The organism is Cupriavidus sp. SS-3 (assembly GCF_035818815.1).
Taxonomy (GTDB): Bacteria; Pseudomonadota; Gammaproteobacteria; order Burkholderiales; family Burkholderiaceae; genus Cupriavidus; species Cupriavidus taiwanensis_C.
In genome coordinates this window covers 238,524-258,389 of sequence record NZ_JAYLVT010000004.1, presented here as the reverse complement: position 1 = coordinate 258,389, position 19,866 = coordinate 238,524, and the positions used below count along the sequence as shown (strand labels likewise).

At 67.8% G+C, this 19,866-nt stretch carries 19 protein-coding genes; 16 read left to right on the top strand and 3 right to left on the bottom strand.

The genetic code is table 11. The annotated features are described in order from the left end of the window. Positions 1-338: 338 nt before the first annotated feature. Complete coding sequence (locus U9J39_RS08990) at positions 339-803, bottom strand: peroxiredoxin (protein ID WP_115680469.1); 465 nt, start codon at positions 801-803, stop codon at positions 339-341. A 143-nt stretch (positions 804-946) separates the two neighbouring features. Continuing rightward, positions 947-1,330 carry an Mth938-like domain-containing protein gene (locus tag U9J39_RS08985; protein WP_326346943.1) on the bottom strand — a complete coding sequence of 128 codons (384 nt, stop codon included), beginning with the start codon at positions 1,328-1,330 and terminating at the stop codon, positions 947-949. Between the two features lie 330 nt (positions 1,331-1,660). Here U9J39_RS08985 and U9J39_RS08980 point away from each other — a divergent pair, with 330 nt between their 5' ends. From U9J39_RS08980 to crcB, 7 genes are all read left to right on the top strand, one after another. Next, positions 1,661-2,896, top strand: coding sequence for a pyridoxal phosphate-dependent aminotransferase (locus U9J39_RS08980; protein ID WP_326346942.1), 1,236 nt, complete (start codon positions 1,661-1,663; stop codon positions 2,894-2,896). A 49-nt stretch (positions 2,897-2,945) separates the two neighbouring features. After that, a complete protein-coding gene (locus U9J39_RS08975) occupies positions 2,946-4,256 on the top strand; it encodes a homoserine dehydrogenase (RefSeq protein WP_115709881.1) in 1,311 nt (436 codons plus the stop codon). Between the two features lie 32 nt (positions 4,257-4,288). Further along, entirely contained in the window at positions 4,289-5,734 is a 1,446-nt protein-coding gene (thrC, locus tag U9J39_RS08970) for a threonine synthase (protein ID WP_116312710.1), read from the top strand. Positions 5,735-5,911: 177 nt separating this feature from the next. Continuing rightward, positions 5,912-7,150, top strand: coding sequence for a molybdopterin molybdotransferase MoeA (locus tag U9J39_RS08965; protein WP_115709878.1), 1,239 nt, complete (start codon positions 5,912-5,914; stop codon positions 7,148-7,150). Between the two features lie 31 nt (positions 7,151-7,181). Beyond that, positions 7,182-7,439 (top strand): molybdopterin converting factor subunit 1, encoded by a 258-nt coding sequence (gene moaD, locus U9J39_RS08960; protein WP_115711674.1) that lies wholly within the window; start codon positions 7,182-7,184, stop codon positions 7,437-7,439. A gap of 1 nt (position 7,440) precedes the next feature. After that, on the top strand, positions 7,441-7,926 hold the full coding sequence (gene moaE, locus U9J39_RS08955) for a molybdopterin synthase catalytic subunit MoaE (RefSeq protein ID WP_116312708.1): 486 nt from the start codon (positions 7,441-7,443) through the stop codon (positions 7,924-7,926). After that, positions 7,926-8,306, top strand: a complete 381-nt coding sequence (crcB, locus tag U9J39_RS08950; protein WP_012353067.1) for a fluoride efflux transporter CrcB — start codon at positions 7,926-7,928, stop codon at positions 8,304-8,306. The genes moaE and crcB overlap by 1 nt, the downstream gene beginning before the upstream one ends. Here the strand turns inward: crcB and U9J39_RS08945 are convergent. Next, the gene (locus tag U9J39_RS08945) at positions 8,288-9,163 is read right to left on the bottom strand and encodes an alpha/beta fold hydrolase (RefSeq protein ID WP_326346941.1); all 876 of its coding nucleotides are present in this window, start codon (positions 9,161-9,163) and stop codon (positions 8,288-8,290) included. The two genes, crcB and U9J39_RS08945, sit on opposite strands and share 19 nt — an antisense overlap. Before the next feature lie 262 nt (positions 9,164-9,425). On the opposite strand from U9J39_RS08945, the gene U9J39_RS08940 reads away from it, so the two are divergent. The 9 genes from U9J39_RS08940 to U9J39_RS08900 all read left to right on the top strand — a co-directional run bounded on the left by U9J39_RS08940 (position 9,426) and on the right by U9J39_RS08900 (position 19,850). Continuing rightward, entirely contained in the window at positions 9,426-10,085 is a 660-nt protein-coding gene (locus U9J39_RS08940) for a TetR/AcrR family transcriptional regulator (protein WP_115709874.1), read from the top strand. Positions 10,086-10,193: 108 nt separating this feature from the next. After that, positions 10,194-11,384: a substrate-binding domain-containing protein gene (locus tag U9J39_RS08935; RefSeq protein ID WP_115709872.1), complete on the top strand. Its 1,191-nt coding sequence runs from the start codon at positions 10,194-10,196 to the stop codon at positions 11,382-11,384. A 92-nt stretch (positions 11,385-11,476) separates the two neighbouring features. Continuing rightward, positions 11,477-12,238, top strand: a complete 762-nt coding sequence (locus U9J39_RS08930) for an ABC transporter ATP-binding protein (protein ID WP_116313275.1) — start codon at positions 11,477-11,479, stop codon at positions 12,236-12,238. Continuing rightward, entirely contained in the window at positions 12,231-12,971 is a 741-nt protein-coding gene (locus tag U9J39_RS08925; RefSeq protein WP_326346940.1) for an ABC transporter ATP-binding protein, read from the top strand. The genes U9J39_RS08930 and U9J39_RS08925 overlap by 8 nt, the downstream gene beginning before the upstream one ends. Positions 12,972-13,020: 49 nt before the next feature. Beyond that, entirely contained in the window at positions 13,021-14,049 is a 1,029-nt protein-coding gene (locus tag U9J39_RS08920; RefSeq protein WP_115709869.1) for a branched-chain amino acid ABC transporter permease, read from the top strand. Between the two features lie 11 nt (positions 14,050-14,060). Next, positions 14,061-15,137, top strand: coding sequence for a branched-chain amino acid ABC transporter permease (locus U9J39_RS08915; RefSeq protein ID WP_326346939.1), 1,077 nt, complete (start codon positions 14,061-14,063; stop codon positions 15,135-15,137). A 14-nt stretch (positions 15,138-15,151) separates the two neighbouring features. Continuing rightward, on the top strand, positions 15,152-16,705 hold the full coding sequence (locus U9J39_RS08910; RefSeq protein ID WP_326346938.1) for an acyl-CoA synthetase: 1,554 nt from the start codon (positions 15,152-15,154) through the stop codon (positions 16,703-16,705). A gap of 119 nt (positions 16,706-16,824) precedes the next feature. After that, positions 16,825-18,969 (top strand): D-(-)-3-hydroxybutyrate oligomer hydrolase, encoded by a 2,145-nt coding sequence (locus U9J39_RS08905; RefSeq protein ID WP_326346937.1) that lies wholly within the window; start codon positions 16,825-16,827, stop codon positions 18,967-18,969. Next, entirely contained in the window at positions 18,969-19,850 is an 882-nt protein-coding gene (locus tag U9J39_RS08900) for a MaoC/PaaZ C-terminal domain-containing protein (protein WP_326346936.1), read from the top strand. The genes U9J39_RS08905 and U9J39_RS08900 overlap by 1 nt, the downstream gene beginning before the upstream one ends. Positions 19,851-19,866: the final 16 nt, after the last annotated feature.

The following is a 19,866-nucleotide window of genomic DNA, read 5'->3' as shown; positions in this document are numbered from 1 at the left end:
GCGGGGCGGACCCGGGCCGGGGCATGCATGCGCGAGGCGCCCGGCGCGGACAACCATGAGGACAGACGCGGCTGCAAACAAAAAAGCCGCCATGCCTGCGGAACAGGGTTGGCGGCTCTTGGGCAGACTGCCGACATGGCAGGTCCGCTACCGGCCTGTGGCGGGAAGCGCCTGGGCCGGGGAGTCGAAACAGCGTGGCATCCGGAATCTGAACTCATTACGGGCCAATGTATCCGAAGGCTTTGGGTTTGGCAATTGGCTTTCCCACGTTTGCCACGGCGCGTCCGGATCGAAGCCTTTACGGGCAACGGCGGGGTAAATGGCGCGCGGGCGATGCGTCAGAGGCCGCGCACGATCTCCAGCACTTCGTCGACGTGGTTGGGCACTTTGATGCCGCGCAGCTCGTGTCGCAGGATGCCCTTGCCGTCGATGACAAAGGTACTGCGCTCGATGCCGCGGTGCTCCTTGCCATACAGCTTTTTCATCTTGATGACATCGAACAATGTGCACACATTTTCGTCGGCATCGGAGATCAGTTCGAACGGCAGTTCCAGCTTGGCCTTGAAGTTTTCATGCGAGCGCAGGCTGTCGCGCGAGACGCCGAACACATGCACGCCAGCCTTCTCGAAATCCTCGTACTGGTCGCGGAAGTTCATCGCCTCCGTGGTGCAGCCCGGCGTGTTGTCCTTCGGGTAGAAGTACAGCACCACCGTCTTGCCGCGGTAGTCGGCCAGGCGGAAGGTGGCGTCGCCGGTCATCGGCGCGCTGAAGTCGGGGATGGCCTTGTTGAGACTGACGGTCATGCTTGTGGCTCCTTGGGGGAGGGGCAGGGGATCGGTGAGATCGTTGGAATCGGGAGAGGGGCTGCCGCCTCAGCGCGAGCAGATTGGGGCGCCTCGCGCGGACTTCAAGCGTGGCGACTGCTCAACTTTCGCCGGGGGGCGCGTCAGGTGGCCCCGGGCTCGAGCAGCAGCACCGCCGCCACCTTGCGTCCCTCGGCCATCAGGATGTTGTAGGTGCGGCAAGCGGCCTGAATGTCCATGGCGTCGACGCCGACATGGCGGCGCGCCAGCGATTCGGTCAGGCGCGGGTGCGGAAAGCGCAGCCGCGAGCCCGTGCCGAGCAGCACCACTTCGGGTCCGAGTTTGGACAGCTGCTCGAAATGCGCAGGCTCCAGGTCTTCGAAGCGGTCGACCGGCCAGGGCCGGACTTCGCCCTCCGGCATGACCAACACCGAGTTGGTGTGGCGCACGAGGTTGATTTCGATATACCCGGGCCCGTAGGCCGTGACGGTGTTGAGCGACTGGGGCTGGTCGGCGTGGAGTTTCACTTGGGGATCTCGGCGGTGGCGGGCGCGGGCCGGCGGGCGGGTCCGCGGAGCGGAGGGCCGGCGGGCCGGGCGGGCGATAAACGGATGGGCAACGGATGGACGACAGCGTGCAGGCGGCCGCGGTGCGCGCGGACAGCGCACGCTGCAATGCAAGAATCCCTGCCGAAGTCTGTCATAATCCGATAAATTATAGCTTTTGCCTCCCTGTCTGCCACGTTTGCGTTGCATCGCAGCGGACAGCGCCTCCGCATTCTTTCAGATTCTGTCAGATCGCCCCGATTCCCAGTCCGGTGCCGCCGACGCGGCACGCCACGCTTGCCCGACATCGCCGTGAAACCCATCCAGAAATCCAACAAACTCAATAACGTTTGCTACGACATCCGCGGTCCGGTGCTGGAAAAGGCCAAGCAGATGGAGGAAGAGGGGCACAAGATCATCAAGCTGAATATCGGCAACCTGGCCGTGTTCGGTTTTGACGCGCCGGAAGAGATTCAGCAGGACATGATGCGAAACCTGCCGAATTCGGCAGGTTATTCCGATTCCAAGGGTATTTTCGCCGCGCGCAAGGCGATCATGCACTATACCCAGCAAAAAAATATCGAGGGCGTCGGCCTGGACGATATCTATGTGGGCAACGGCGCCTCCGAGCTGATCGTGATGGCGGTCAACGCGCTGCTCAATACCGGCGACGAAGTGCTGGTGCCGGCGCCGGATTACCCGCTGTGGACCGCCGCGGTCAGCCTGTCGGGCGGCACGCCGGTGCACTACATCTGCGACGAGTCCAACGACTGGATGCCCGATCCGGCCGATATCCGCGCGCGCATCACGCCGCATACCAAGGCCATCGTCATCATCAACCCGAACAACCCCACCGGGGCGCTGTACTCGGATGAGCTGCTGCTGGAGATCGTCGCGATCGCGCGCGAGTACGGCCTGATCATCTTCGCCGACGAGATCTACGACAAGGTCCTGTACGACGGCAACACCCATACCTCGATCGCCTCGCTGTCGACCGACGTGCTGACGGTGACCTTCAACGGCCTGTCGAAGAACTACCGCTCGTGCGGCTACCGCGCCGGCTGGATGGTAGTGTCGGGCGACAAGCGCCCGGCCATCGACTACATCGAGGGCCTGAACATGCTGTCGTCGATGCGCCTGTGCGCCAACGTGCCAGGCCAGTGGGCGATCCAGACCGCGCTGGGCGGCTACCAGAGCATCAATGACCTGGTCAACGAAGGTGGGCGCCTGCGCCGCCAGCGTGACCTGGCCTACGAGCTGATCACCGCGATCCCGGGCGTCACCTGCGTCAAGCCCAAGGCGGCGCTGTACCTGTTCCCCAAGCTCGACCTGTCGATGTACCCGGTGCAGGACGACCAGGAGTTCATCTATGAACTGCTGCAGGAGTCCAAGGTGCTGCTGGTGCAGGGCTCTGGCTTCAACTGGGCCAGGCCCGACCATTTCCGCATCGTGTTCCTGCCGCACGAGGAAGACCTGCGCGAGGCCATCGGCCGCATCGCGCGCTTCCTCGAGGCTTACCGAAAACGCCACGGCAAGGCAGCGGCCTGATCCGGCCGGCCGCGCCGCAACCCATCCTTAGCAACTCAGAAGATTTTCCATGAACCCCATCAAAGTTGGCCTGCTCGGCATCGGTACCGTCGGTAGCGGCACGTTCAACGTGCTCAAGCGCAACCAGGAAGAAATTCGCCGCCGCGCCGGCCGCGGCATCGAGATTGCCGTGGTGGCCGATCTCAACACCGAACGCGCGCGCGAACTGACCAACGGGGAAGTGGAAGTCGTCAGCGACGCCAACGCGGTGGTCAGCCGCCCCGACATCGACATCGTCATCGAACTGATCGGCGGCTACGGCATTGCGCGCGAGCTGGTGCTCAAGGCGATCGAGAACGGCAAGCACGTGGTCACCGCCAACAAGGCGCTGCTGGCCGTGCACGGCAACGAGATCTTCGAAGCCGCGCGCAAGAAGGGCGTGATCGTGGCCTTCGAAGCCGCGGTGGCCGGCGGCATCCCCATCATCAAGGCGCTGCGCGAAGGCCTGACCGCCAACCGCATCCAGTGGATCGCCGGCATCATCAACGGCACCACCAACTTCATCCTGTCCGAAATGCGCGACAAGGGCCTGGATTTCGACGTGGTCCTGAAGGAAGCGCAGCAGCTGGGCTACGCCGAGGCCGACCCGACCTTCGACATCGAGGGCGTCGACGCCGCGCACAAGGTCACGCTGATGAGCGCGATCGCCTTCGGCATGCCGGTGCAGTTCGACCGCGCGCACGTGGAAGGCATCACGAAGCTGTCCGCCACCGACATCAAGTACGCCGAGGAACTGGGCTACCGCATCAAGCTGCTGGGCATCACGCGCCGCCGCGACGATGGCGTGGAACTGCGCGTGCATCCGACGCTGGTGCCGGCCACGCGCCTGATCGCCAATGTGGAAGGCGCGATGAACGCGGTGCTGGTGCAGGGCGATGCCGTGGGCGCCACGCTGTACTACGGCAAGGGCGCCGGTGCCGAGCCGACCGCCTCGGCCGTGATCGCCGACCTGGTCGATGTGACCCGCCTGCACACCGCCGACCCCGAGCACCGCGTGCCGCACCTGGCGTTCCAGCCGGACGAGCTGTCGAGCGTGCCGGTGCTGCCGATCGAAGAGATCAACAGCTCGTACTACCTGCGCATGCGCGTGGCCGACGAGACCGGCGTGCTGGCCGAGATCACCCGCATCCTGGCCGAGGGCGGCATCTCGATCGACGCCATGCTGCAGAAGGAATCGCGCGAAGGCGAGCCGCAGACGGACATCATCATCCTCACGCACATCACGCGCGAGAAGCACGTCAACGCCGCCATCGCCAAGATCGAGGCGCTGTCGACCGTGCTGTCCGACGTGACGCGCCTGCGCATGGAAGAACTGAACTAAGCGCAGCCACAGCATAGCCACAGCAGAGCCACATGAAATACCAGTCGACCCGCGGCCATGACATGCCGCAATCGTTCTCCGAGATCCTGCTCGGCGGCCTGGCCCCGGATGGCGGCCTGTACCTTCCCAAGCAGTATCCGCAAGTTACGGCCGACGAGCTGGAGGCCTGGCGCAAGCTGCCGTATGCCGACCTGGCTTACGAGGTCCTGCGCAAGTTCTGCGATGACATTCCCGCCGAGGACCTGCGCGCGCTGACGCGCAAGACCTATACCGCCGAGGTGTACTGCAACGCGCGCGAGGGCGATAACACCGCCGACATCACGCCGCTGCGTACACTGGGCGAGGAAGGCGGTACCAAGCTGCAATTGCTGGGCCTGTCCAACGGGCCGACGCTGGCCTTCAAGGACATGGCGATGCAGCTGCTCGGCAACCTGTTCGAGTACGCGCTGGCGCGCGCCGGGCAGGAGCTGAACATCCTGGGCGCGACCTCGGGCGACACCGGCAGCGCCGCCGAATACGCGATGCGCGGCAAGCGCGGCATCCGCGTGTTCATGCTGAGCCCGCACCGCAAGATGAGCGCGTTCCAGACCGCGCAGATGTTCAGCCTGCAGGACCCGAACATCTTCAACATCGCCATCGAAGGCGTGTTCGACGACGCCCAGGACATCGTCAAGGCGGTCTCGAACGACCACGCCTTCAAGGCGCGCCAGAAGATCGGCACGGTCAACTCGATCAACTGGGCGCGCGTGGTGGCGCAGGTGGTGTACTACTTCAAGGGCTGGCTGCTGGCGACCGACGGTCCCGGCCAGAAGGTCTCGTTCTGCGTGCCCTCGGGCAACTTCGGCAACGTCTGCGCCGGCCATATCGCGCGCATGATGGGCCTGCCGATCGACAAGCTGGTGGTCGCCACCAACGAGAACGACGTGCTCGACGAGTTCTTCCGCACCGGCGCTTACCGCGTGCGCAAGTCGGCGGAGACGTACCACACCTCCAGCCCGAGCATGGATATCTCCAAGGCCTCGAACTTCGAGCGCTTCGTGTTCGACCTGGTGGGCCAGGATGCCGGCAAGCTGGCGGCGCTGTTCCGCGACGTGGAAGATCAGGGTGGCTTCGACCTGGCGGGCACGCCGGAATTCGACCGCATCCGCCAGTTCGGCTTCGTCTCGGGCCGCAGCACGCACCAGGACCGGCTGGCAACCATCCGCGACCTGTCGTCGCGCTATGGCATCACCATCGATACCCATACCGCCGACGGCATCAAGGTGGCGCGCGAGCACCTCAGCGCCGGCGTGCCGATGGTGGTGCTGGAAACCGCGCTGCCGGCCAAGTTTGCCGACACCATCCGCGAAGCGCTCGGCCACGAGCCGGAGCGCCCGGCGAAGTTCGAGGGCATCGAGAGCCTGCCGCAGCGCTTCGAGGTGATGCCGGCCGACGCCGCGCAGGTGAAGGCCTATATCGCCCGCCACACCGGCCTGTAAGCGCGCAGGTGCGGACCTCGGGACGTGGCTGCGGCGCCGCCGCGTGCCGGGTCCGGTCCAACTCGCTACAATCAGGCTGCGGGCCCGATCCACGGTCCCCGGATTGCCAGCCCCGCGCGCGGGTGCCGGCAATGCGCGGGCCGTTTTTCGTGGGCCAACCCTTTCCCACATCGCACCATGACTCAAGCCGCAGCACCTTCCCGTCCCCCGATGCTGACCATGGCCCAGGCGCTCGACGCGCTGCTTGCCGCCGCCCGGCCACTGGCGCAGGCCGAGTCGATCGATACGCTCGCCGCCAACGGCCGCGTGCTGGCCGCGCCGGTGGCGAGCACGCTGCGCGTGCCGCCGGCCGACAATACCTCGATGGACGGCTACGCTGTGCGCGCCGCCGAGGTCCCGGTCGCGGGCACCCGGCTGCGCGTGTCGCAACGGATTCCCGCCGGCCATGTCGGCACCGCGCTGGAGCCCGGTACCGCGGCGCGCATCTTCACCGGCGGGCTGATCCCGCCTGGCGCCGATGCCGTGGTGATGCAGGAGCAATGCACGGCCGAGGGCGACGACGTGATCGTCAACCACGTGCCGCAGTCCGGCGAATGGGTACGGCGTGCCGGCGAGGATATCGAAGCCGGCAGCGTGATCCTGCCGGCCGGAACGCGGCTGACGCCGCAGGCGCTGGGGCTGGCCGCGTCGGTCGGCCAGGCGCAGCTGGAGGTGGTGCGCCGCGTGCGCGTGGCGGTGTTCTTTACCGGCGACGAACTGGCGATGCCGGGCGAAGCGCTCAAGCCGGGTGCGATCTACAACTCCAACCGCTTCACGCTGCGCGGCCTGCTGGAGAACCTGGGCTGCGAGGTCAGCGACTTCGGCATCGTGCCCGATACGCTCGCCGCCACGCGCGAGACGCTGCGCCGCGCGGCCCAGGGCCATGACCTGATCATTACCTCGGGCGGCGTCTCGGTCGGCGAGGAAGACCATATCAAGCCAGCGGTCGAGGCCGAAGGGCGGCTCGATATGTGGCAGATCGCGATCAAGCCGGGCAAGCCGCTGGCGTTCGGGCAGGTCAACAACGACGCCGGGCCGGCGTTCTTCCTGGGTTTGCCTGGCAACCCCGTATCCAGCTTCGTGACCTTCCTGCTGTTCGTGCGCCCGTTCATCCTGCGCCTGCAGGGCGTGGCCGACGTGACGCCGCGGCGCCTGCCGCTGCGCGCCGATTTCGAGCTGAACAAGGGCGACCGCCGCAACGAATTCCTGCGCGCGCGCCTCAACGCCGAGGGCGGGCTGGACCTGTTCCCCAACCAGAGCTCGGGCGTGCTGACCTCCACCGTGTGGGGCGATGGCCTGATCGACAATCCGCCCAACCAGGCAATCGCGCGCGGCGACACCGTGCAGTTCATTCCGTTTGACGGCCTGCTCGCGTAGCGGCCGGCATGACCCGATGCAGAAGGCAGCGATGATCATCGAACTCCGATTCTTTGCCAGCGTGCGCGAGCAGCTCGGCGTGTCCGCCGAGCGCGCCGAGGTGCCGCCCGAGGTGCGCACCGTCGGCGCGCTGCGCCAGTGGCTGCGCCAGCGCGGCGGAGCCTGGGCCGAAACCATGGCCGAGGGCCGCGCGCTGCGCATGGCGGTCGACCACGCCGTGGCCCGCGCCGATACCGCGCTCGCCGACGGCTGCGAAGTCGCGTTTTTCCCGCCCGTGACCGGAGGCTGAGATGAGCGTCAGGGTGCAGCGTGAGGATTTCGATCTCGGCGCGGAAGTCGCGGCGTTGCGCGCCGATAACCCGCAGGTCGGCGCCGTGGCCAGCTTTATCGGCACGGTGCGCGACGTCAGCGAGGGCAGCGCCGTCAGCGCGATGGAGCTGGAGCATTACCCGGGCATGACCGAGAAGGCGCTGGCGCAGATCGAGGCGGCGGCGTGCGCGCGCTGGGAACTGCTCGGCGTCACCATCATCCATCGCGTCGGCCCGCTGCTGCCGCTGGACCAGATCGTGCTGGTGGCGGTGGCATCGAAGCACCGCGGCAATGCGTTTGCGGCGTGCGAATTCATCATGGACTACCTCAAGTCCGAAGCGCCGTTCTGGAAGAAGGAAGAAACGCCGGAGGGCGCACGCTGGGTCGATGCACGGGTGACCGATGAAGACGCGCTGAAGCGCTGGGGCATCCAGTCGATCAACGCCAGCGGCGAGGACGAGCCCTGATGGGGCCGTTGGGGTTTGTCGCGGTCGGTGTCGGCGCCGCGGCGGGGGCATGGCTGCGCTGGGGATTCTCGGTGCTGTGGAATGCCATTAATCCGGCGATGCCGTACGGCACGCTCGCGGCCAACCTGCTGGGCGGCTACCTGATCGGGCTGGCGGTCGGCTTCTTCGATACCCACGCCGGCCTGCCGCCGGAATGGCGCCTGCTGGCCATTACCGGCTTCCTGGGCGGGCTGACCACGTTCTCTACGTTCTCAAGCGAAGTTGTCGCCAACCTGATCGCCGGCGACTACGGCTGGGCGGCGATGCACCTGCTGCTGCATCTCGGCGGCTCCTTGCTGCTGACCGCGCTCGGGCTCTGGACCTATCGCATGCTGGCCTGATCCGCGTCCCGGATCAGGGCCAGCAGCGCGGCATTGAAGGCCTGCGCCTGCTCCATATGCGGACTGTGGCCGGCACCGGCCACCATGCTGAACCCCGCCGCCGGGTGCAAGGCCCGCGTGGCCGTGCCTACCGCCGGCGCGTACAGCCGGCTGGCCTCCCCATACAGATGGAACAGCGGCAGTCGCGCCGCGCGCAGCGTATCGCGGAAATCCTGCCGCGCCATGTCTTCCCACAAGCTGGCCAGTGTCTCGGCATCGCACTGCTGCGCCATGTGCGCGATCCGCTGCGTTGCCGCCGCGTGCGGTCGCCGGCCTGCCGCCCACAAGCCTGATGCCACCGACGGCGCCAGCCGGGGCCAGTCGGCGCGGACGCGCTCGGCCATCTGACGGGCATGAGCCAGGTCGTAATGGCCGTGCAGCCCATGCGGCCAGCCCTGGTCGGTGACCATGCGGGGCGTCATGTCGATGCTGCCCACCGCCGCGAGCGGCAGTTGCGGCTGGTCGCGCAGCAGCGCCCAGGCCACCATCGCGCCCATCGACCAGCCCGCCACCACCACGTCAGCCAGCCCCAGGTGCGCGACCAGCGCGGCCACGTCGCGGGCGAGCGCCGCGACGGTCGCGCCCGCGCGCTGCCGCGACAGGCCATGCCCGGCATGGTCGGGCGCGATCACGCGGAAGCCGGCCAGCGCCAGCGCGCGCTGTCCGTCAAAGGCCGCGCCGTTGACCGACCAGCCGTGCAGCAGCAGCAGGGGCCGCCCCTGGCCAACCTCGCGCCAGCCGGGCAGGGCGCCGCGCGGCGGATGAGTCGCATAGGGCGGCGCGGCGGGGCTGGCGGGTACCGGATCGGAAGCGTCCAACGGTGTGTCTCGGCTGGCTGGAGGGGTAAAAGATGCCCGGGCTGCCGCCCAGGGTGAGGGTGCCCCTCTATTGACATCCACGCTGCGCAATTTATACGATGAAACATGAATCAGATATCAGGTTTTGCCTGAATGTCGGTTCCGGGCGACGGCACGGGGGCGGCAGGGGCGGGGAGGCTCCTGCCGGCAACCGGTTGGCGCCGGCAATACAGGCAGCGGTCGGCATTTCCATGACAAGGCGCGCAGCGCCACCGGAGACAAGATGTCCACCACCCATACTGGCGACACCGGCATAGCCGACGTCGACGCCACCGGCCCGGCCGGCGGCATGGGCCCGCCCAAGACCGCGCGCGGGCAGAAGACACGCGAGGCGCTGCTGCGCGCCGCCGAGAAGGTGTTCGGCGAGAAGGGCTACTACGCCGCGTCGATCTCCGAGATCACGCAGGAAGCCAAGGTGGCGATGGGAACCTTCTACCTGTACTTCAAGGACAAGGAAGACATCTTCCGCGCGCTGGTCGCGCACATGCTGGAACTGGTGCGCGCGCACCTGCGCAAGCACGTGGCCGCGGCCGAAACCCAGATGGAGGCCGAGCGACTGGGGCTGAAAGCGTTCCTGTCCTTCGTTTCGCGCCACAAGAACCTGTACCGGATCGTGCTCGATTCTTACTCGGTCGACGAGACCATCTACAGCAGCTATTTCCAGGTGTTCGCCGAGCTCTACAGCCGGCGCCTGACCCGCGCCGAAGAGCAGGGCGAGATCGTGCCCGGCGATGCCGAGGTGCGCGCCTGGTGCCTGATCGGCATCAGCAATTTCCTCGGCATGCGCTATGCGCGCTGGAAGCGTCCGCCATCGATGGAGAAGGTGGTCGACACCGCGTTCGACCTGATCGCACACGGCCTGCAGCCGCGCCAGACGCGATAGGCGCGATTGCGCAGTACCGGCCCGCATGCGCCGCCAGCCGGCATGCCACGCAGTTGCAGCAGGTTTCATCCCTACAAACACAAACGAGACCGAACCCAGGAGACCGCAATGCATCGCAACCACCCCCACGCCCTGCGCGCCCTGGCCCTGGCCGCCGCGCTGCTCGGCGCCGGCGCCGCGCTGGCCAAGGACATCCGCATCGCCCACGTCTACGACAAGACCGGTGCGCTCGAGGCCTATGCCAAGCAGACCCAGACCGGCCTGATGATGGGCCTGGAATACGCCACCAACGGCACCATGACCGTCAACGGCAACAAGCTGGTGGTGATCGAGAAAGACACCCAGGGCAAGCCGGACGTGGCCAAGGCGCAGCTGGCCGCGGCCTACAGCGACGACCGCGCCGACATCGCGGTGGGCCCGACGTCCTCCGGCACGGCGCTGGCGATGCTGCCGGTGGCCGAGGAATACAAGAAGGTGCTGCTGGTCGAGCCCGCCGTGGCTGATTCCATCACCGGCGACAAGTGGAACCGCTACATCTTCCGCACCGGCCGCAATTCGTCGCAGGACGCGATTTCCAATGCCGTGGCGCTGGACAAGCCGGGCGTGCAGATCGCCACGCTGGCGCAGGACTATGCCTTCGGCCGCGACGGCGTGAAGGCCTTCAAGGGCGCGTTGAAGAACGCAAAGATCGTCCATGAGGAATACCTGCCGACCAGCACCACGGACTTCACCGCCGGCGCGCAGCGGCTGTTCGATTCGCTCAAGGACAAGCCCGGCCGCAAGGTCATCTTCATCATCTGGGCCGGCGCCGGCAACCCGTTCAAGATCGCCGACCTGGACCCGAAACGCTACGGCATCGAGATCGCCACCGGCGGCAACATCCTGCCCGCGATGGCCAGCTACAAGAACTTCCCCGGCATGGAAGGTGCCACCTATTACTACTTCGGCATCCCCAAAAACAAGGCCAACGAGTGGCTGGTGTCCAACCACTACAGCAAGTTCAAGGCGCCGCCCGATTTCTTCACCGCCGGCGGCATGAGCGCGGGCATCGCGCTGGTCGAAGCCCTGAAGAAGACGCATGGCGAAACCGGCACCGAGAAGCTGATTGCGGCGATGGAAGGCATGTCGTTCGACACGCCCAAGGGCAGGATGACCTTCCGCAAGGAAGACCACCAGGCGATGCAGTCGATGTACCACTTCAAGATCAAGGTGGACCCGGCCTTTGCCTGGGGCGTGCCGGAGCTGGTGCGCGAGATCAGGCCCGAGGAAATGAACGTGCCCGTGCGCAACCACCGCTGATGGACGCGCCAGCCTCTTTCGCCAGGACCGCGCCGGCGCCTTCGCAGCCGGCGGGCCAGCTCGCTGGCGCGGCGGCGTCCGACTTGCGGCCGTTGCTGGAAACGCGCGGGCTCACCATCCGCTTTGGCGGGCATGTGGCCGTGAATGCGGTGTCGTGCGCGTTCCGGCCCGGCGAGCTGACCTGCATCGTGGGCCCCAACGGCGCCGGCAAAACCACGTACTTCAACCTGATCTCGGGACAGCTGCCGCCCACTGCCGGGCAGATCCTGCTCGACGGCGAGGACGTGACGCGCCTGCCTGTGTCGCAGAAGACCCGGCGCGGCATCGGCCGCGCGTTCCAGCTGACCAGCCTGTTCCCGCAGCTGTCGGTGCTGGAGAACGTGCGCCTGGCGGTGCAGGCGCGGCAGCAGCGCGGCATCGATTTGTTCTCGATGTGGTCGGGCCACCGCAACCTGCAGACGCAGGCCATGGCCATCCTGGAACGCGTGGCGCTGGCCGGCAAGCGCCAGCTGACGGTGGCATCGCTGCCGCACGGCGACCAGCGCAAGCTGGAGGTCGGCATCCTGCTCGCGCTGCAGCCGCGCGTGTTCATGTTCGACGAGCCCACCGCGGGCATGAGCGTCGACGAAGTGCCGGTGATCCTGGACCTGATCCGCGAGATCCGCCAGGACCGCAGCAAGACCGTGCTGCTGGTCGAGCACAAGATGGACGTGGTGCGCTCGCTGGCCGACCGCATCATCGTGCTGCACAACGGCACGCTGGTGGCCGATGGCGATCCGGCCGAGGTGATCGCGTCGCCGGTGGTGCAGCAGGCCTACCTGGGCCTGCCGGAAGAGGAGGGCAGCCATGGCTGAGGCGACCGCGGCGCAGCCGATCCTGCAACTGCGTGACGTGCAGACCCATATCGGCCCGTATCACATCCTGCATGGCGTCAGCTTCGCGGTGCCGCGCGGCGGCGTGACCATGCTGCTGGGGCGCAACGGCGCCGGCAAGACCACCACGCTGCGCACCATCATGGGCCTGTGGCAGGCCAGCGCCGGCACCGTCAGCTTCAATGGCGCCGACATCACGCGCCACAGCACGCCGGCGATCGCGCAGGCCGGCATTGCCTACGTGCCCGAGAACATGAGTGTGTTCTCCGACCTGACCGTGGCCGAGAACATGCGCCTGGCCGCGCGCACCGGCGCCATCGACGAATGCCGGCTGGACTGGGTGTTCCGCATGTTCCCCGCGCTGAAGACGTTCTGGCACCAGCGTGCGGGCGTGCTGTCGGGCGGGCAGAAGCAGATGCTGTCGGTGGCGCGCGCCATCATCGAGCCGCGCCAGCTGCTGATTGTCGACGAGCCTACCAAGGGACTGGCGCCGGCGATCATCCAGAACATGATCCATGTATTCCGCGAGCTGAAGCAGACCGAGGTGTCGATCCTGCTGGTGGAGCAGAACTTCCATATGGCGAAGTCGGTGGGCGATACGGTGGTGGTGATGGACGATGGCCGCACGGTGCATAGCGGCACGATGGCGGCGCTGGCGGAGGACGAGGCGCTGCAGCAGCGGCTGCTGGGGTTGTCGCTGGCGGCGCACCAGTAGGCCTTTGCGCTTGCGCAGGCCGGAGCACACAATCAGCACGAACAGACACATGACGACTTCATCAACCACCTTGCCGTCCGCAACCCCGGCCGCGCCGCCCGGCGTCCGCCTCGACTGGACCCCGCTCGCGCTGGCGCCGCTGCTGATGCTGCTGGCCTTTCCGCTGGTCGGCAGCCCGTCGACCTGGCTTACGCTGACCATCGCCGGCCTGGCGATGGGGATGATCATCTTCGTGGTGTCGTCCGGCCTGACGCTGGTGTTCGGCCTGATGGACGTGCTCAACTTCGGCCATGGCGCGTTCATCGCACTGGGCGCCTATGTCGCGGCCTCGGTGCTGCTGCCGCTGGCGGGCTGGGTCGAGGCCGACAGCCTGGCGCAGAATCTCGCCGTGTTTGCACTGGCAATCGCGGCTGCCATGGTGGCCGCGGGCGCGGTCGGCCTGTTCTTCGAGCGCGTGGTAGTGCGCCCGGTCTACGGCCAGCACCTCAAGCAGATCCTGATCACCATGGGCGGCATGATCGTCGCCGAGCAGCTGATCAAGGCCATCTGGGGCCCGGAAACCATTGCGCTGCAGGTGCCCACTACCTTCCGCGGCGCGGTGCTGCTGGGCGACGCGGCAATCGAAAAGTACCGGCTGATCGCGATGGCGCTGGGGCTGGTGATCTTCATCGCCATGCTGTTGCTGCTCAACCGCACCCGCATCGGCCTGCTGATCCGCGCCGGGGTGGAGAACCGCGAGATGGTCGAGGCGCTGGGCTACCGGGTGCGCCGCCTGTTCGTCGGCGTGTTCGTCGCGGGCGCCGCGCTGGCGGGGCTGGGCGGCGTGCTGTGGGGGCTGTACCAGCAGAACATCACGGCGGCGATCGGGGCGCAGGTCAATGTGCTGATCTTCATCGTGATCATCATCGGCGGACTGGGCTCAACCACCGGCTGCTTTGTCGGGGCACTGCTGGTGGGGCTGATGGCCAACTACACCGGTTTCCTGTTCCCAAAGGTTGCTCTGTTCTCCAACATCCTGCTGATGATGCTGATCCTGCTGTGGCGCCCGCAAGGGCTGTTCCCGGTGGCGCGGCGCTGAGGGCAACGACCATGATCCGACTTCTCTCCGGCGACCTGCCGCGCAGCCGCGTGCTGGCGGCGCTGCTGCTGCTGATCCTGGTGGCGCTGGCGTGCGCGCCGTTCGCGTTCCCGGGCGCGCGCGCGCTCAACATGGCGGCCAAGATCTGCATCTTCGTGGTGCTGGTGGCCAGCTACGATCTGCTGCTGGGCTATACCGGCATCGTTTCCTTTGCCCACACCATGTTCTTCGGCATCGGCGGTTATGGCGTGGCCATCGCCATGTCGCGCATGGAGCCGGGCTGGGGCGCATTGCTGGCCGGCACGGCCGGCGCGCTGGCGGTATCGGCGCTGCTGGCCTTCCTGATCGGGCTGTTCTCGCTGCGGGTGCGGGCGATCTTCTTCGCCATGATCACGCTGGCGGTGGCGACCGCCTTCGCCACGCTGGTCTCGCAGCTGTCGGAGTGGACCGGCGGCGAGGACGGGCTGACCTTCAAGGTGCCCGAGGCGCTGCGCCCCGGCTTCACGCTGGGCGACGCCGAATGGCTGGGCGTGCCGCTGAGCGGCAAGCTGCTCAGCTACTACCTGGTATTCGCCGGCGCGCTGGTGCTGTTCCTGGCGCTGCTGCGCATCGTCAACTCGCCGTTCGGCCGGGTGCTGCAGGCAATTCGCGAGAACGACTTCCGCGCCGAGGCGATCGGCTACCGCACCGTGGTCTACCGCACGGTGTCGACGGTGCTGTCGGCGATGTTCGCCACGCTGGCGGGCGTGCTGATGGCAATCTGGCTGCGCTACAACGGCCCTGACACCTCGCTGTCGTTCGAGATCATGGTCGACATCCTGCTGATCGTTGTGATCGGCGGCATGGGCACGCTCTACGGCGCGGTGATCGGCACCGTGCTGTTCCTGCTGGCGCAGACCTACCTGCAGGACGTGATGAAGCTGGCCAGCGACGGCACCGCCGCGCTGCCGCTGTTGTCGGCGCTGCTGCATCCGGACCGCTGGCTGCTGTGGCTGGGCCTGCTGTTCGTGCTGAGCGTCTACTATTTCCCGCAGGGCGTGGTGGGCCGGCTGCGCGGCAGCGGACCGGTCCGGGACATCGCCAGCTGAGCGGAGGCTAGCCCATGTACGTGATCGACTGGCTGCACCGGAACGCGCAGCATTTCCCCGACAAGGTCGCGCTGGTGGACGTGGAGAGCGGCCGCCACGTGACCTACCGCCATGTCGACGAGCGCGCCAGCCGTTTCGCCGAATACCTGCGCGACCATCTGCGCCTGGCACCGGGCACGCGCGTGGCGGTGCTGGCGCACAACAGCTCGGACTATCTCGAGATGCTGTATGGCTGCGCCAAGGCCGGCATGGTGATGGTGTGCCTGAACTGGCGCCTGCCCGCGGCCGAGCTGCTGCCGATCCTGAACGACTGCACGCCGCAAGTGCTGGTGGCGGGCGACGGTTTCCTGGGCGTGGCCGCGGAGTTGGCCCGCGCCGTGCCGCTGCGCGCGGTGCTGCACCTGGCCGATGACGAAGCCGCCGACGTGCCCGGTGGCTGGACCGAATACGAGGCCGTGCTCGATGCCGCGTCCGGCCGCATCATCGAGATGCCGTGCCGCGACGAGAGCGATATCTGGCACCTGCTCTACACCTCCGGCACCACCGGCAAGCCCAAGGGCGTGGTCCAGACCTACGGCATGGTTTTCTTCAACGCCGTCAATGCGATGCTGGCCAACCAGATCACGCGCGACGACGTCTTGCTCAACGTGCTGCCGTTCTTCCATACCGGCGGCCTGAACCTGTACGCCAACCCGGTGCTGCACGCCGGCGGCACGGTGCACATCATGCGGCAGTTCGAGCCGCAGGCCGTGCTGGACCGGCTCGACCGCGGCAGCGGCGCGGGCATCACCATGTTCTTCGCGGTGCCGTCGGTGTACCTGTTCCTGAGCCAGCACCCGCGCTTCGCGCAGGCGGACCTGTCCGGCGTGCGCAATATGGCGGCGGGCGGCTCGCCGGTGCCCCGACCCTTGCTGAAAGCCTACCTGGCCAAGGGCGTGACCATCCGCTTCGGCTTCGGCATGACCGAGACCGGCCCCACGGTCTTCGTTTGCGACGAGGACACCGCGCGCCGCAAGCTCGGCAGCATCGGCAAGCCGGTGGGATCTATGCTGACCCGCATCGTCGATCCGCTCGGCGTCGACGTGGGCCCTGGCGAGCGCGGCGAACTGCTGATCAAGGGGCCGGGCGTGACGCCGGGCTACTGGAACCTGCCCGAGGCCACCGCGCAGGCGCTGCGCGACGGCTGGCTGCATTCCGGCGACATCGCCTATTGCGATGAGGACGGCGACTACTACATCGTCGACCGCGCCAAGGACATGTTTATCTCGGGCGGCGAGAACGTCTATCCGGCCGAGGTCGAGAACGTGCTGTTCCAGCTGCCGGGCGTGGCCGAGGCCGCGGTGATCGGCACGCCGGACCCGCGCTGGGGCGAGGTCGGCATGGCGCTGGTGGTGCTGCGCCCGGGTGCCGCGCTTGACGCGGATGCCGTGATCGCTCATTGCAAGGCGCACCTGGCCGGCTACAAGGTGCCGCGCGAGGTACGCTTCCTCGACGCGTTGCCGCGCACGCCGTCCGGCAAGGTGGAAAAGCACAAGCTGCGTGCGGACCTGGCCGGAAACAGCGGCTGAAGCGCGCACCAGTTGCCGTGGTTTGATGTCGTTCCCGTTGTTCGCGGTCGCAGTTTTCGCAGTCTTCCATCGACGTATGTCTCGACGGCCCCGGCACGGGGCGACAGAAGGAGGTTGACATGCAATCCACGCAGCATTCGCCGCGGTACCGCGGCCTCAGGCTCACGGCGCTGGCGGCGGCCGCATCGATGCTGGCCGCATGCGGCTCCAGCGACGACAACGGCAACGGCAACGGCGGCAACCCCAATACCAAGCCGGCCTATATCGGCGCGGTCACCATCAACAGCTACGACGGCGCCACCGACGACCTGCTGACCGCAGGGCTGGGCAAGGACGGCCTGGCGAGCAGCACCGCACCGCTGCCGCTCAACCCGGCCGCGCCAACCGCGGCCGAGCTGCGGCGCTATGCGATCTATACCAACTATCGCGCCATTGTCGACACCAGTGCCGGCGGCGGCTACGGCTCGCTCTATGGGCCCAACGTCGACGCGCAGGGCAATGTCACCGCGTCGGAAGGCAAGGTCGCCGGCGTCGAGTACATGGCCTACTCCGACGACGGCTCGGGCCAGCAGAACGTGACCATGCTGGTACAGATACCGGCCTCGTTCAACACCGCCCGGCCATGCCTGATCACCGCGACCTCGTCGGGCTCGCGCGGGGTGTATGGCGCCATCGGCACCGGCGAATGGGGCCTGAAGCGCGGCTGCGCGGTGGCCTATACCGACAAGGGCACCGGCGCCGCGCCGCATGACCTCGATACGGACACGGTGGCGCTGATCGACGGCACCCGCACCACGCGCGCGGCCGCCGGCACCAACGCGCACTTCGCCGCGCCGGCAGGTGCCACCTCGCTGGCGGAATTCACCGCCGCCAACCCGCACCGGCTGGCGTTCAAGCACGCGCATTCGCAGCGCAACCCCGAGAAGGACTGGGGCAAGTTCACGCTGCAGGCGGTCGAGTTTGCGCTGTGGGCCATCAATGACCGCGTCGGCGCCGTGTCGGCCGACGGCACGCGCCAGCGTACGCTGGACCAGGACAAGGTGCTGGTGATCGCGTCGAGCGTGTCCAATGGCGGTGGCGCCGCCGTGGCCGCCGCCGAGCAGGATGCCGGCGGCCTGATCGACGGCGTGGCGGTGGCTGAGCCCAACCTGAACATGCCGCCCAACACCGGCATCGTGGTGCGGCGTGGCGCGGCACAGGTGGCGGCTTCAGGCCTGACACTGTACGACTACACCACCACGGCCAACCTGCTGCAGCACTGCGCCGGGCGCGCCACCGCGCTGACGCAGGCGCCGTTCTACGCCAACCCCACCATGGCGCCGTTCTTCGCGGCGCGCTGCCAGACGCTGGCCGAGAAAGGGCTGGTCACCGGCGCCAACACCGACCAGCAGAGCGCCAGCGCGCTGCAGGCGCTGCGCGCCGCGGGCTGGGAGGCGGAATCGGATGACCTGCACCCGTCGCTGGCCGCGTTCGACGTGGCGGCCGCGATCTCGGTCACCTACGCCAACGCTTATGCGCGGGCCAGCGTGACCGACCGGCTGTGCGGCTACAGCTTTGCCGCCACGTTGACGGACCTGAAGCCGGCGGCGATCGCGCCCGCCGCGCTGGCGTCGATGTACGCCACCGGCAATGGCATTCCGCCGCAGGCACCGGTCCAGCTGATCAATGATCGCGATCCGCAACATGGGCCGTACCTGAATCTGCCGTCCGTGTCCGCCTCGACCCAGCGCGCCGACCTCAACTACGACGGCGCCAGCTGCCTGCGCAGCCTGCTGAGCGGATCCGATGCGGCGGCACTCGCGCTGCAGGCCGGCCAGGCGCTGACGCTGCGCAATGGCAACCTGCGCGGCAAGCCGGCGCTGATCGTCCATGGGCGCAGCGACGCGCTGCTGCCGGTCAACCATACCTCGCGCCCCTACCTGGGCCTGAATCGCCAGCAGGAGGGCGTGACCAGCAAGCTGTCCTACGTGGAGGTCGAGAATGCCCAGCACTTCGATGCCTTCATCGGCGTGGTGCCGGGCTACAGCAACCGCTATGTACCGCTGCACGTCTACCTGAACCGGGCCCTCGACGCGGTCTACGACAACCTGACCACGGGCAGGGCGCTGCCGCCGTCGCAGGTGTTGCGGACCACCCCGCGTGGCGGCACTCTCAACACCCCGGCGCCGGCGCTGTTGCCGTCCAACGTGCCGCCGTTCGCCGCCACGCCTGCCCCGGGCAACGCCATCACCGTCAACGCCAATACCGTACAGGTGCCCGACTGATGCACGACCAACCGCCGCGCGTGCTGTCGCAGCGCGATTTCGACCGCTTCGCCGCGCTGTCGCGCGACGACAACCCGATCCACTGCGATCCGGCCTTTGCCCGTGGCACGCATTTCGGTGCCACGGTGGCGCACGGCATGTTGCTGTTCTCGCTGCTGTGCGCGCATAGCGCGCGGCAACTGCCACGGCCGGCCTTGCCGGTTGCACAGACGCTGATGTTCCCGGCGCCGGCGTTCGTTGGCGACGCGGTGCAGTTTGCGCTGTCTGCGCAACCAGCGCCCGTCGGGCTTGCCGCCTACGCCACCACGGTCAGCTGTGGTGGCGGGCCAGGCCCGGCGCCGCGGGTGACGGCCGTGGGCGAGTCGCGCTGGCTGGCGGACGCGAGTCCTGCCGCACTGGCCGACCACTCAGCCGGAGCGGACCCGTTTGCGCAGGACGGCGATGCGGCCCTGTACGGCCTGCGTCCGGGCCAGCAGGCGAGCGCGGTGCGGGCCTTCACCGCGGCGGACCTGGACGAGTACATCGCGCTCACCGGCGATGCCAACCCGTTCCACGCCGATGCGGGCTTTGCCCGCGCGCGCGGTTTCGCCGGCCCGCTGGTGCCGCTGCCGTTGCTGGCCGGCATGTTCTCGGACCTGCTCGGCACCCGGCTGCCCGGCCGCGGCACCGGCTGGATGAAGCAGTCGCTGCGGCTGGCCGCGCCGGCCCGGCTGGACGAGCCGCTGACGGCGCGCGTGCGCATCGTGCGGCTGCGCGCGGACAAGGATCTCGTCAACCTGGCCAGCCTGGTTACCGGCGCGGACGGCCGGGTGGTGGTGCAGGGCGAGTCGCTGGTGCTGGTGCGCAACCTGGCGCACAAGGGCGCCGACCGCGCCGCGTAGCGGGCGCGCGTATCGC